A 12,454-nucleotide genomic window follows, 5' to 3' on the forward strand; every position below is an offset into this window, starting at 1 on the left:
GCGAAGTCCGGCAAGCGGGTCACCGTGGACGACCCGTGGGGCTGGGGCCGCTCACTGGAGTGGGCGACCTCCTGCCCGCCGCCGCGGCACAACTTCAACTCGCTGCCCCGGGTGCGCTCCGAGTCCCCGGCCTTCGACCTGCACCACCCCGAGGTGGCGCTGATGGAGATCGAGAACGGCGAGCGCGGGCACTCCGCGAAGAAGGCGCTGATGAGGGAGCGCGAGGCGCAGGCCGCCGAGGCCAAGGCCGCGCGCAGAGCCGCGAAGAAGGCCGCCGCCGGCGGCGGCAGGCCGTCCGCCGAGAAGTCCGGAGAGGAGTGATCACCCGATGAAGATCACGGCGAAGATGTTCTTCTACATCTGCCTCTTCCTGATCGTCATGGTCGGCGTCTACTGGTGGACCTCGCACGACCCGACGGGCACGGCCGCGCTGGTGATGGCCACCGGCCTGTCCGGCATGATCGCGTACTACCTGTACTTCACGGCCCGCCGGATCGGCCCGGGGCCGGACGACCGGGACGACGCCGAGCCGCACGAGGGCTCCGGCGAGCAGGGCTTCTTCTCGCCCACGAGCTACTGGCCGCTGGTCATGTGCATCGCGCTGGCCATGGCGTTCCTGGGCGTGGCGATCGGCTTCTGGCTGATCTACTTCGCGGCCCCGTTCGCGGCGTTCGGCGTGTACGGCTTCGTCATGGAGTACTACCGCGGCGAGAACAAGCACTACTGACAGGTTGTAGTTTTGTAACAGAACCTCAGCAAGGGCCGGTACGGAATTTCCGTACCGGCCCTTGCTGCATACGCTGTGCCCTGACAGGGGGCGTAGACCGCGGGTCACAGTGGGAGGGCGCGAACATGGCGGACGACGAGGGGACCGAGCGGTCCGAGGCGGCGGCCGAGCCAGGGGCCGCTGCACAGCCTGAAGCGCAGGCCGAACCAGCGGCCGCGGCGCAGGCTGAGCCAACGTCTGACGTACCTGCCGAACCAGCGGCTGCGGCGCAGTCTGAGCCAAGGTCTGAAGCGGCTGCCGAGCCAGGAGGCGCGGCGCAGTCTGAGCCAACGTCTGAAGCACCCGCCGAGCCGCGGCCTGAGGCGGCGGCCGGACCGCAGCCCGAACCACCGGCTGAACCTCCGGCAGAGCCGCCTGTCGACCCGCCCGTCGAAGCGCCGCCGGAGTCTCCCGCCGTCCCCAAGGACGTGCCCAAGGCCCCCGACGCCCTGAACGGTGCCCTGAATCCGGCCGTGGCGGGGGCTCCCGCGACCCTGCTGAACCGTCGCAACGTATTGCTGGCCGGCGGCGCCGGCGTGGTCGTCATCGGCGGCGTGCTGGCCACGATCGCGGCCACCGGATCCGCCTCGGGCTCGCCGTCCGCCTCCGGGACCGCGACCGGCGCGGCGGCGGGCGCCGCGAAGTCGTCGAAGGCCTCCGCGAGCGCCTCGCCGAGCGTGCCGCCGCCGACCGTGGCCACGGTCCCGGTGAACGGCGCGACGGGCGTGGACCCGTCGAAGGCCGTGAGCGTCCAGGTGCTCGGCGGCACGATCGAGTCAGTGTCGCTCTCGGGTCAGCAGCAGACCAGCGGCACGCTCTCCAGCGACACCAGTTCCTGGACGTCGGACAACGTGCTGAACGTCGACACCGGCTACACGCTCACCATCGTCGCCAAGAACTCCGCGGGCCACGCCACCACATCGAACGTCGCCTTCCACACGCTCGCGCCCTCGTCGACCTTCGGCGTGTCGTCCGTCGTGCCGCCGCGCGGATCCACGGTCGGGGTCGGGCAGCCGATCCGCGTCACGTTCTCCAACTACGTGCCGACGGAGTATCAGGCCGCGCTCGAGAAGGCCTGCGTCGTGACCACGACCCCTGCCGTGAAGGGCGCCTGGTACTGGGTCTCCAACGATTCGAGCGGCGCCGTCGCGGACTGGCGGCCGGAGAACTTCTGGCCGGTCGGCACGAAGGTCTCGATCGCCTTCAACCTCAACGGAGTCAGGCTCGGCTCGCACCAGTTCGGGGTCAAGGACTACGCCTCGCACGACTTCGGCATCAGCTCACGCGACCTGCGCCTGATCATCGACAAGGACAAGTTCCAGGCCACCTGCTACCAGGACGGCAAGGTCGTCCGCACCTTCCCGATCGACACCGGCCAGACCACGGCCGAGACCTTCGTGACCTACACCGGCACGATGGCGGTGCTCGGCAAGGGCAACCCGGTCGAGATGAAGGGCAACTACGGAGGCGGAGACGTCTACGACGACTTCGTCAACTGGGCCACCCAGATCACCTGGAGCGGCACGTACGTGCACGCGGCGCCCTGGGACTCGGAGATCGGCTCGGCCAACGACGACTCGCACGGCTGCGTGCACTGCCACACCGCCGACGCCGAATGGTTCTACAACCAGGTGATCGACGGCGACGTGGTCACCATCAACGGCACCCGGACGCGGACGGTGGCGGTCGACAACGGCATCTGCACCTTCACCCTCGACTGGGCGGGCCTGGTCAAGGGGTCGGCGTATGGTCCCACGCTCAACGGGAAACCCGTCTCCGCATAGCGGACCGGCCCAATCCCGGTTACCTTGCGTCTAAGGGTCATCACAGTGACGCACGGGGGGAAGGGACGGAGGCAGGCGAGCGCCATGGGTACCTGGTATGTCGGGCCGTTCGACAACGACGTCGCGATGGACTTCTTCGACGAGATCGAGGAGACCCCGGACGATCAGGTGCAGAAGCGGCTGAGCGAGGTGCTGGCGGCCGTCGCCGAGCGTCCCGGACGCCTCGAGCTGGACGAGGGGCACCTCGCGGTGGCCGCCGCGGGCCTGGTCGCGGCCGGGCGCTCGCGCAGCGCCGCGACCGGCAATCCGTCCGTCGACGAGTGGCTGAGCCTGCATAGACCGGTGACCGACCAGGACTCGGCGCTGCTCGCGCTCGCCGCGCTGGACAAGGTCAGCGGCCCGGAGAGCGAGTGGATGGCACTGTGGGCGACCACGGACCAGCGCACGGCCGTGGAGCAGCGGCTGCACGACCTGCGCGCCGTGCTCTCCGGGTGAACGCCTACTCCGGGTGAATCAGCGACGGTGCATCGATCGGTCCACCGATCGGCGCACCGGAGTGTGCTGATCACACTGATCGGCCCCCGGTTTGAAACCGGGGGCCGACGGGTATCTGCGCGCCTTTGCCTTTACGCGCGGGTGGCGGCGGCCCAGCGGTCCAGGATGGCCGCCGCGGCGCCCGATTCCAGGGAGCGCAGCGCGCGCTCGATGCCCTCGGCGAGTCGCTCGGCCAACGGCGGCAGCTTGCCCTCGGGCATCTCCAGCGCCGTCAGGGCCGCGAGGGTGGCCCCGGCGTTGAGCAGTACCGCATCGCGCACCGGGCCGGTCTCGCCGGCGAGCAGCTTGCGCGCCACGTCCGCGTTGTACGCCGCGTCCGCACCGCGCAGCGCCTCGATCGGGGCCAGTTCGATGCCGACCTCGCGCGGGTCGAAGACCTCCTCGGTCACCGTCCCGCAGTGCGCCGTCCACACCGTCGAGCCGGTGGTGATGGTCAGCTCGTCGAGCCCGTCCAGGCCGCGGAAGACCAGCGCGCTGTTGCCGCGGCGCGCCAGCACCCCGGCGAGCACCCCGGCCATCCGCTGGTCGGACACGCCCACGGCCTGCGCCTTCACCTGCGCCGGGTTGGTCAGCGGGCCGAGCATGTTGAACGCGGTCGGGACGCCGATCTCCTTGCGCGCGGTACCGGCGTACCGCAGGGCGGAGTGAAAGGTCTGCGCGAAGCAGAAGGTGATGCCCACCTCCTCGGCCACCTCGGCGACCCGTCGCGGCGTCAGGTCCAGCCGCACGCCGAGCTGTTCGAGCACGTCCGCCGCGCCCGAGGACGAGGAGGCGGCCCGGTTGCCGTGTTTGACGACCCGGGCTCCGGCGCCCGCGGCCACGATCGCGGACATCGTCGAGATGTTCACCGTCTTCGCGCCGTCGCCGCCGGTGCCGACCACGTCCACCGTGGGCCCGGGCACCTCGATCAGCTTCGCGTGCCGGTACATCGCCGCGACCAGGCCCTCGATCTCGGCCACGGTCTCGCCCTTGGCCCGCATCAGCACCGCGAAAGCGGCCACCTGCGCCGGGGTGGCCGCGCCGGTCATGATCTCGTTCATCGCCCAGGCCGTGGCCTCGGCGAACAGGTCCTCGCGGCGGATCAGCGCGCCGAGGACTCGGGGCCAGGACTGGGTGACCTCCACTGCCGTCATCGTTCTGGCCCTCCTTCCACGCGCTGATCTCGGTCCCGGACCGGGCGGTCAGGGCGGGGATCAGCCTACGCGGGCACGCAGCAGTCCGACGGCCACGTCCGCGAGCCGGACCGGGTCGATCGGGTGCGAGACGACGGCGTCGGCCCTGGCCCAGGTGGCCAGCCAGCCGTCCTGCGCGCGGCCGGTGAGCACCAGCAGCGGCGGGCACTGGTAGATCTCGTCCTTGAGCTGCCTGGCCAGGCCCATCCCGCCGGCCGGCACCGCCTCGCCGTCCAGGATCACCAGGTCGACGCGCTGGCCCTTGAGCGAGGCGTCCATCCGGGCGATCAGCGCGGGGGCGGTGGCGAAATCCTCCACGGCCAGTTCGGGCAGGGCGGCGTCGGGCCGGGAGCCGAGCGACTGCCGCAGGTGCTCGCGCACCTTCGCGTCGTCGCTGTAGAGCAGGACCTTCAGGCTCTTCACCGAGGCCTCGGGCGGGGCACCGGACGCGGTGGACCCGCCCACCCCGGACCCCTCCGTGTCGGACTGAGCTGCCAATGCTGCTGCGGACATGGACCCGCCTCCACTCTGAGGACTCACCGGTAGTGCGCGCACGTGCGACCAGCCTAGGACCGGGCCCGCGCCGAAACCAGCCCTAACGATCTGATAACGCGGGAACCCGAGACCGGACACGAGGGGAACCGGACCGCTGACATGTGGTCAGAGCCGGTCGGGGTGCGCTGCTTCTTCCCCGTTTGGACTAATCATCCCCGGTTTCCCACCCGCCATTCGAAGGATCGTCAGCGACACCAGCGCCAAAGGGGTACCCCGACGACGGCGGCGTAGTGGCGGGGGGCAATAATGGCCGCCGTGGCGACAGCAACTGCAACCCAAGCCGCACCCGCGCACCGGGTGCCCAATAGGCCCAACCTGGTCAGCGTCGGGACGATCATCTGGCTGGCCTCCGAGTTGATGTTCTTCGCGGCGCTGTTCGCGATCTACTTCACCCTGCGCTCGGTGTCCGGGGACGCGTTCTTCAAGGCGAACGCGGCGCACCTCGACGTGACCCTGTCGACGATCAACACGATCATCCTGGTCTCGTCCTCGTTCCCCTGCCAGTTCGGCGTGTTCGCGGCGGAGCGCCACCAGGTCAAGCGCACCGGCTCCATCCTCAACGTCCGGCGCTACGGCATGCGCGAGTGGTACATCCTCGCGTTCATCCTCGGCGCCGTGTTCATCTCGTTGCAGGTCTTCGAGTACTCCTCCTTGGTCAAGGACGGGCACCCGATCTCGGAGAACCAGTGGACGAGCGCCTTCTTCCTGGCGACCGGCTTCCACGGACTGCACGTGACGGGTGGTCTGCTCGCCTTCCTGATGGTGCTGATGCGCACCTACAAGGCCAAGCGCTTCACCCACGACCAGGAGATCTCCGCGATCGTCGTGTCGTACTACTGGCACTTCGTCGACGTGGTGTGGATCGGCCTGTTCTTCGTTATCTACGTGCTCAAGTAATTCCGGACGAGAAGCTCCATTAGGGACACTAGTCGTGAAATCGCTCTCTACACGGCGACGCCACCCGCTGGCAGCGTTCGTCGTCCTGGTGCTCGCACTCGCTACAGTGGGCACCGTCTTCGCCGCGTTCCTCTCGCCTGCTGACGCGTCGGCCAGCAGCGGGACCAGCAGCGCGCAGCAGATCGCCAACGGCAAGGCGCTGTACGAGACGACCTGCTCCAGCTGCCACGGCGAGGAAGGCGAGGGTTCGAGCTACGGGCCCAGCCTCGTCGGCAGCGGCGCCGCCGCGGTCGACTTCCAGGTCTCCACGGGTCGGATGCCCGCCCAGCAGCCGGGCGCGCAGATCCAGAAGAAGGCCGTGCTCTACACCCAGGAGCAGATCGACGAGATGGCCGCCTACATCGACTCGCTCGGTGGCGGCCCGGCGGTCCCGGACCCCAGCAAGTACCAGGTGGACGCCAGCCTGGTGCAGCTCGGCGGCGTGCTGTTCCGCACCACCTGCTCGGAGTGCCACAGCTTCTCCGGTGAGGGCGGCGCGCTGAGCGACGGCAAGTACGCGCCGGCGCTGACGCAGACCAATCCGAAGGCGATCTACGAGGCCATGCTGACCGGCCCGCAGAACATGCCGAACTTCCCGGACACGGTCATCTCCCCGATGGAGAAGCAGGCGATCATCTCGTACATCGTCACGATGCGGAACGAGCCCAACTACGGCGGTGCCGGCCTCGGCCGACTCGGCCCGACGTCCGAGGGTCTTTTCATCTGGACCATCGGCCTGATCGCGCTGCTGCTGTTCGCGGTCTGGATCGCGGCGCACACGACGAAGGCCTCCGCTGAGCGGGTCGCCAAGGCCAAGGCCGCGGCTGGGACGAAGGGGGGCAAGGAGTAACCATGAGCGGTGACATGACACACGAGGAGCACGGCGCGGTCGCCGTTGAGCAGGAGCACGGCCACGGGCACGGGGCCGTCGCGGAGAGGCCCTTCGCCGACCCGGGCCTGCCGGAGCACCAGCCCCGGCTGACCGATATCGACGAGAAGGCGGCCAAGCGGTCCGAGCGCATCGTGGCCGGGCTGTTCGTGCTGTCCGCCATCTCCACGATCGCGTTCATGGTCTGCTACACCGAGGTGCCGAACAACACCTCGTCGATCGTGAACTTCTTCCCGATCGGCGCGATGTCGGCGTCGAACTTCGCCCTCGGCATCACCCTGGGCGTGGCGCTGTTCTCGCTCGGCGCGGGCGCGATCTACTGGGCGCGCACCCTGATGACGGACGTCGAGCTGCCGCAGGAGCGGCACGTGCTGGAGTCCTCTCCCGAGGACAAGGCCGCGGGCGCCGCCGAGTTCAACCGGGGTCTCGAGGACTCCGGCTGGAAGCAGCGTCCGCTGATCCGCCGGACGCTGCTCGGCGCGATGGCGGTGCTGCCGCTGCCGGCGCTGTGGATCATGCGCGACCTCGGCCCGCTGCCCGGCACGACGCAGCGGCAGACGGCGTGGGCCGCCGGCGAGCTGATCATCAACGACAACTCGATCTCGCTGGACGGAACCCAGGGCCGCGGCATCAAGCCCGAGGACATCCAGATCGGCTCGCTGGTCAGCGCCAGCCCGGCCGCCGTGCTCACGGCCGGCGAGGAGGTCGTCGACATGATGACCCTCTCGGCGATCCTGCTGGTCCGGCTCAACCCGGCGGACATCAAGTCGCAGCAGGAGATCAACTGGGGCTACGAGGGCATCGTGGCCTTCTCGAAGATCTGCACGCACGTCGGCTGCCCGGTCCAGCTCTACGAACAGCAGACACACCACATGCTCTGCCCCTGCCACCAGTCGACCTTCGACCTCTCCGATGACGGCAGGGTCATCTTCGGCCCGGCGGCGCGCTCGCTGCCGCAGCTTCCTATCACTGTCAACGCCGACGGCTACCTGGTCGCCAAGGCCGGCTTCGACCAGCCAGTCGGTCCGAGCTTCTGGGAACGCGGATGAGTACCTTCGGTCGACACCATGCGTCCGCATGCGATGCGGTGGAAGGGGAACGCGGATGAGCACCTCTGTGTCTAATCCAAACGAGGAGATCGTCCCGACCACGATCGGCGGGAAGGTCTCCGACTACCTGGACCAGCGACTCGGCACCACGAGCGCGGCAAAGAAGCAACTGCGCAAGATCTTCCCGGACCACTGGTCCTTCATGCTGGGCGAGATCTGCCTCTACAGCTTCATCATCCTGCTGCTGTCCGGCATCTTCCTGACGCTGTTCTTCAACCCGTCCATGACCGACGTGACGTACAACGGCTCGTACACGCCGCTGGACGGCATCAAGATGTCCGAGGCCTACGCCAGCACGATGAACATCTCGTTTGACGTGCGCGGCGGCCTGCTGATGCGGCAGATCCACCACTGGGCCGCGCTGGTCTTCGTGATGGGGATCATGGTGCACATGCTCCGGATCTTCTTCACCGGGGCGTTCCGCAAGCCGCGCGAGCTCAACTGGCTGATCGGCTTCACGCTGTTCGTGCTGGCGCTGCTCGAGGGCTTCGCCGGCTACTCGCTGCCGGACGACCTGCTCTCCGGCACCGGTCTGCGCATCGCCCAGGGCGTCGTGCTGTCGATCCCGATCATCGGAACGTACATCTCGTATTTCCTGTTCGGCGGACTGTTCCCGGGACACGACTTCATCCCGAGGCTGTTCACCATCCACATCCTGCTGGTGCCCGGCCTGATCCTGGGGCTGATCACCGCTCACCTGATCCTGGTCTTCTACCAGAAGCACACCCAGTGGGCGGGCCCGGGACGCACCAACAAGAACGTGGTCGGCCTGCCGCTGATGCCGGTGTACATGGCCAAGGCGGGCGGCTTCTTCTTCGTGGTCTTCGGCTTCATCGCGCTGCTCGGCGGCCTGGTGTCGATCAACCCGATCTGGGACTACGGCCCCTACACGCCGGTGCAGATCACGGCGGGTTCGCAGCCGGACTTCTACATCGGCTTCCTCGAGGGCAGCCTGCGCATGATGCCCAACGTGGAGTGGAACTTCTGGGGTCATACGCTCTCGCTGAACGTGATGATCCCCTCGCTGGTCGTGCCCGGAATAATCTTCACCGGCCTCGCGATCTACCCGTTCTTCGAGGCCTGGGTCACCGGGGACAAACGCGAGCACCACATCCTGGACCGGCCGCGGAACATGCCGACCCGCACCGCGATCGGCGTGGCCGGCATCGTGGTGTACGGCGTGCTGTGGCTCAACGGCGGCAACGACCTGATCGCCACCCACTTCAACCTCTCGGTGGAGACGATCACCTGGGTCGACCGGGTGCTGTTCTTCGTCGGGCCGGTGTTCGCCTTCTGGCTCACCCGGCGGATCTGCTTCGGCCTGCAGCGCCGGGACCGGGACAAGGTGCTGCACGGACGCGAGTCCGGCATCATCACCCGGTCCCCGGAGGGCGAGTTCTCCGAGATCCACACCCCGCTGCCGTCGGGCGACCTGCACAAGCTGACCGCGCACGACGTGCACCGTCCGCTGACGCTGACCGACGTCACCGACGCCAACGGCGTGCCCGCGCCGAACCTGCGGCTGGCCAAGCTGCGGGCCCGGGCGACGCGCTGGTACTTCGGCGAGCGGGTGGAGAAGCCGACCGAGGAGGAGTACCACCAGGCGATCTCCAGCGGCCACCACTGACCGAGCCGGTCGGCGGGTTCGCACCCATCCGCACCGAAAAGCGGAAAAAGCTGTAGCCACAACGCACTTCCCCTCCGTACCGTGCGGGTACGGAGGGGAACGTGTTTATCCGGACGGCATGAGGCTCGGCGGCGGCTACTCGAGGCCCAGCGCGAAGGCGGCGTCCAGGTCCACGTCGCTGTAGGCGCGGAAGGCCGTGTGCGTCTCGGTGCGCAGGACACCGTGCACCTTGTTGAGGCGGCCCGGGATGAGGTCGGCGAGATCCTCGTGCGCCTGCACCCGGGCGATGGCGATCAGGTCCCACTCGCCGGTCACCGAGTAGACCTCGCTGATCCCGGCCAGTGCGGCCACGGACGCGGCGGTCTCCGGGACCAGACCGGTCTCGGCCTTGATCATCACTATCGCGGTCACCATGCCGTTCAGCTTAGACCGCGACGCCCCGGGGGCGCGCGGGGGCTCTCGTATGGCGCGTGAAAGCGTCTACGCTGGGAAATACCCTGACCACCAGTCATCGTAGGGACGGAAGGCGAGAGATGAGCGGCGAGGAGACCGGGTACGACACGCCCGGTGCCGCGCCCGATCGCAGCCCGAGCGCCGCCGCCCTGTCCGAGCCGGTCCGGGCGCGCGTGCTGGACTTCGCGGCGCAGGTCGCGGGCGGCCTGCCGGCCGCCACGCTGCCGGTCTCGCTGCGCCCCTTCGCCAAGTTCACCCCGGCCAAGCGGGCCAGACTCGCGGCGACCCCGCTGGCCGCGGCGCTGGAGGCGGACTCCGTCTTCCGCGGCCGGGTCGCCGAGCGGGTGCGCGACACGTACCCCGAGGTGGCCGAGGCGCTGTTCGCCGGGGCGATCCCGCCGGCCGCCGACCCGCGCGACGTGGCCGCGATCGTCTACCTGCTGCGCCCGGAGGGCTGGCCGGCGCTGCTTGACCAGGCCGAACTCGCGTCCCGCGCGTCCGAGCGGGCGCTGGCGGACGAGCATCTGGGTGACGAGGTGGCCAGGCTCAAGGCGGAGATCGACACGATCCGCGAGCAGAGCAAGGCCGAGTCGGAGCGCTTCAAGGCCGAACTGGCCGCCGAACGCCGCGAGGGCGACTCGCTGCGCCGCCGCATCCGGCAGCTCGAGGCGGATATGAGGCGGGCTCAGGCGCACGCCCGCGAGGCGGTGTCGGAGAGCAGCGCGGTGCAGAACGCGGCCTCGATCCAGGTGTCCGCGGCCGAGGCGGAGCTGCGCCGGATCAGGGCGCGGCTCGTCGAATCCGAGGCGGCCCTGGAGACGGCGCGCAGCGCCACCCGGGCGAGCCGCGGCGCGGACGAGGTGCGGATGCGGCTGCTCCTGGAGACCATCAGCGAGGCCGCCGCGGGCCTGCAGCGGGAGCTGGCCATCTCGCCCACGGACGCGCGTCCCGCGGACACCGTGGAGGCCGTGCGGGCCGACACGCTGGGTGCCCACGACGTGTCCGGCCAGGCGCGCGCGGTCGACGACCCGGCGATCCTGGACGCGCTGCTGGCCCTGCCGCGCGCGCACCTCGTCGTCGACGGCTACAACGTGACCAAGACCGGCTTCCCGACGCTGTCCCTGCACGAGCAGCGGATAAGGCTGCTCAAGGGCCTCGGCGGCATCGCGGCCCGCACCGGCGCCGAGGTGACCTGCGTCTTCGACGGCGCGGAACTCGGCGGCCCGGTCCCGGTGCCGCAGCACAAGGGCGTCAGGGTGCTGTTCTCCCGCGGCGGCGAGATCGCCGACGAGCTGATCCGCAGACTCGTCGCCGCCGAGCCCCAGGGCCGTCCCCTGATCGTCGTGTCCTCCGACAAGGAGGTCGCCGACGGCGTCCGCCGCTCCGGCGCCCGCCCGGTGCCATCCTCGATGCTGGTTCGCAGGCTCGGGCGGAGTTAGCGGGAAATCCTCCTATTCGCTCGGGCGGGTGACGTATGTTTGATCGAGCCCGGATTCGACCGATACGTTGCGCTCCGTGCATCGACAGACTTCGGGTCCAGGGCATCGTGCCGCGTCGGTGACCGCCGCGGCGTGCGCCGCATTGGGGCTCGGCGCCGGTGTGGGTCACGCTCAGCCGGCATCGGACGTGCGCCAGGCGGCCGAGCAGCACATCTCCACTCTCTATGCGCAGGCTGAGGCGGCAACGCAGCGGTTCGACGCGGACGAGGAGCGGATCGCGCAGCTTCAGGCCGCGATCAACGACGCCGACGGCCAGAGTGCGCAGACGCGGCAGCTCCTCGACACGCTCGACGGAGGGCTCGGCAGGCTCGCGGCGCAGCAGTATCGAGACCCTGACTACAGTTCGGCGCTCGCGCTGCTGTTCGCCACGCACCCCGACAACTACCTCCAGCGCGCCGGCATGAACGACCGCGTCGCCGCGCTCGACGACCAGCAGATCCGCGTCGCGGAGCAGGCGCAGCGTCAGTTGGACGCGTTGTCGACGCTGGGGGAGCAGGAACTGCAGGAGTTGCAGGCGGCCCGAACCCAGCTGGTCTCCTCGCGCTCGCTGATCCAGGCCGAGCTCGCGCAGGCCCGTCAGCAACTCGCTGACCTCGACGCCGCCGACCAGCAAGCCGTCACGCACGCGCTGGCCCAGGGCGCGACCGGCGACGGGCTCGGCACCTCCGTGCCCGCGCAGGCCCCGTCGCTCGGCACGCTGCTGACCACCGTGGCCTCGGACGTGAGCCAGGGCATCGACGTCCCCCGCGCGCAGAAGGCGATCGAGTCCGCCTACGCGGAGCTCGGCAAGCCGTACATCTGGGGTGCGGTCGGCCCGGACGGCTTCGACTGCTCGGGCCTGATGCAGCACGTCTGGAGCGCGGCGGGCGTCATGCTCCCGCGCACCTCGCAGGAGCAGGCGGACGCGGGACAGACCGTGTCGCTGTCCGATATCGAGCCGGGCGACCTGGTGATCTACTTCTCCGGGCGCACCCACGTCGGCATGTACGTTGGCAACGGCCTGATCATCCACGCCCCGCGCCCCGGCTCCGCGGTGCAGTTCGCCTCCGTCACCTCGATGCCGATCAGTACAATCGTCCGACCGGACGGCAGCTGATCATTGTGTTGCG

Annotated in this window: 12 protein-coding genes and 1 pseudogene; 10 read left to right on the forward strand and 3 right to left on the reverse strand. The window is 69.4% G+C overall.

Going from position 1 to position 12,454, the window contains the following annotated elements; genetic code table 11:
- From VG296_RS01495 to VG296_RS01510, 4 genes and pseudogenes are all read left to right on the forward strand, one after another.
- Positions 1-321, forward strand: a pseudogene (locus tag VG296_RS01495) (hypothetical protein); the annotation flags it as partial.
- 7 nt (positions 322-328) lie between these two features.
- Complete coding sequence (locus tag VG296_RS01500) at positions 329-727, forward strand: cytochrome c oxidase subunit 4 (protein ID WP_325562194.1); 399 nt, start codon at positions 329-331, stop codon at positions 725-727.
- A gap of 467 nt (positions 728-1,194) precedes the next feature.
- Entirely contained in the window at positions 1,195-2,550 is a 1,356-nt protein-coding gene (locus VG296_RS01505) for a L,D-transpeptidase (protein ID WP_325562196.1), read from the forward strand.
- Between the two features lie 84 nt (positions 2,551-2,634).
- Positions 2,635-3,045: a DUF4259 domain-containing protein gene (locus VG296_RS01510; protein ID WP_325562198.1), complete on the forward strand. Its 411-nt coding sequence runs from the start codon at positions 2,635-2,637 to the stop codon at positions 3,043-3,045.
- A 131-nt stretch (positions 3,046-3,176) separates the two neighbouring features.
- Here VG296_RS01510 and trpD read toward each other — a convergent pair whose 3' ends face one another.
- Both trpD and VG296_RS01520 read right to left on the reverse strand, forming a co-directional pair.
- On the reverse strand, positions 3,177-4,238 hold the full coding sequence (gene trpD / locus VG296_RS01515) for an anthranilate phosphoribosyltransferase (protein ID WP_325562200.1): 1,062 nt from the start codon (positions 4,236-4,238) through the stop codon (positions 3,177-3,179).
- Between the two features lie 60 nt (positions 4,239-4,298).
- Complete coding sequence (locus VG296_RS01520; protein ID WP_325562202.1) at positions 4,299-4,790, reverse strand: hypothetical protein; 492 nt, start codon at positions 4,788-4,790, stop codon at positions 4,299-4,301.
- 288 nt (positions 4,791-5,078) lie between these two features.
- On the opposite strand from VG296_RS01520, the gene VG296_RS01525 reads away from it, so the two are divergent.
- The 4 genes from VG296_RS01525 to VG296_RS01540 are packed head-to-tail and all read left to right on the forward strand — an operon-like array spanning position 5,079 to position 9,393.
- Positions 5,079-5,729, forward strand: a complete 651-nt coding sequence (locus VG296_RS01525; protein ID WP_325562204.1) for a heme-copper oxidase subunit III — start codon at positions 5,079-5,081, stop codon at positions 5,727-5,729.
- Positions 5,730-5,763: 34 nt separating this feature from the next.
- Entirely contained in the window at positions 5,764-6,618 is an 855-nt protein-coding gene (locus VG296_RS01530; protein WP_325562206.1) for a c-type cytochrome, read from the forward strand.
- Positions 6,619-6,620: 2 nt separating this feature from the next.
- Entirely contained in the window at positions 6,621-7,706 is a 1,086-nt protein-coding gene (locus VG296_RS01535; RefSeq protein WP_325562208.1) for a ubiquinol-cytochrome c reductase iron-sulfur subunit, read from the forward strand.
- Between the two features lie 55 nt (positions 7,707-7,761).
- Positions 7,762-9,393 (forward strand): ubiquinol-cytochrome c reductase cytochrome b subunit, encoded by a 1,632-nt coding sequence (locus tag VG296_RS01540; RefSeq protein WP_325562210.1) that lies wholly within the window; start codon positions 7,762-7,764, stop codon positions 9,391-9,393.
- A 135-nt stretch (positions 9,394-9,528) separates the two neighbouring features.
- On the opposite strand, the gene VG296_RS01545 is transcribed toward VG296_RS01540, so the two are convergent.
- Positions 9,529-9,807, reverse strand: coding sequence for an Lrp/AsnC ligand binding domain-containing protein (locus tag VG296_RS01545; RefSeq protein ID WP_325562212.1), 279 nt, complete (start codon positions 9,805-9,807; stop codon positions 9,529-9,531).
- Positions 9,808-9,926: 119 nt separating this feature from the next.
- Here VG296_RS01545 and VG296_RS01550 point away from each other — a divergent pair, with 119 nt between their 5' ends.
- Both VG296_RS01550 and VG296_RS01555 read left to right on the forward strand, forming a co-directional pair.
- Positions 9,927-11,285: an NYN domain-containing protein gene (locus VG296_RS01550; RefSeq protein WP_325562214.1), complete on the forward strand. Its 1,359-nt coding sequence runs from the start codon at positions 9,927-9,929 to the stop codon at positions 11,283-11,285.
- Between the two features lie 76 nt (positions 11,286-11,361).
- Positions 11,362-12,441 (forward strand): C40 family peptidase, encoded by a 1,080-nt coding sequence (locus VG296_RS01555; protein WP_325562216.1) that lies wholly within the window; start codon positions 11,362-11,364, stop codon positions 12,439-12,441.
- Positions 12,442-12,454: the final 13 nt, after the last annotated feature.

The organism is Actinospica sp. (genome assembly GCF_035552695.1).
GTDB lineage: Bacteria > Actinomycetota > Actinomycetes > Streptomycetales > Catenulisporaceae > Actinospica.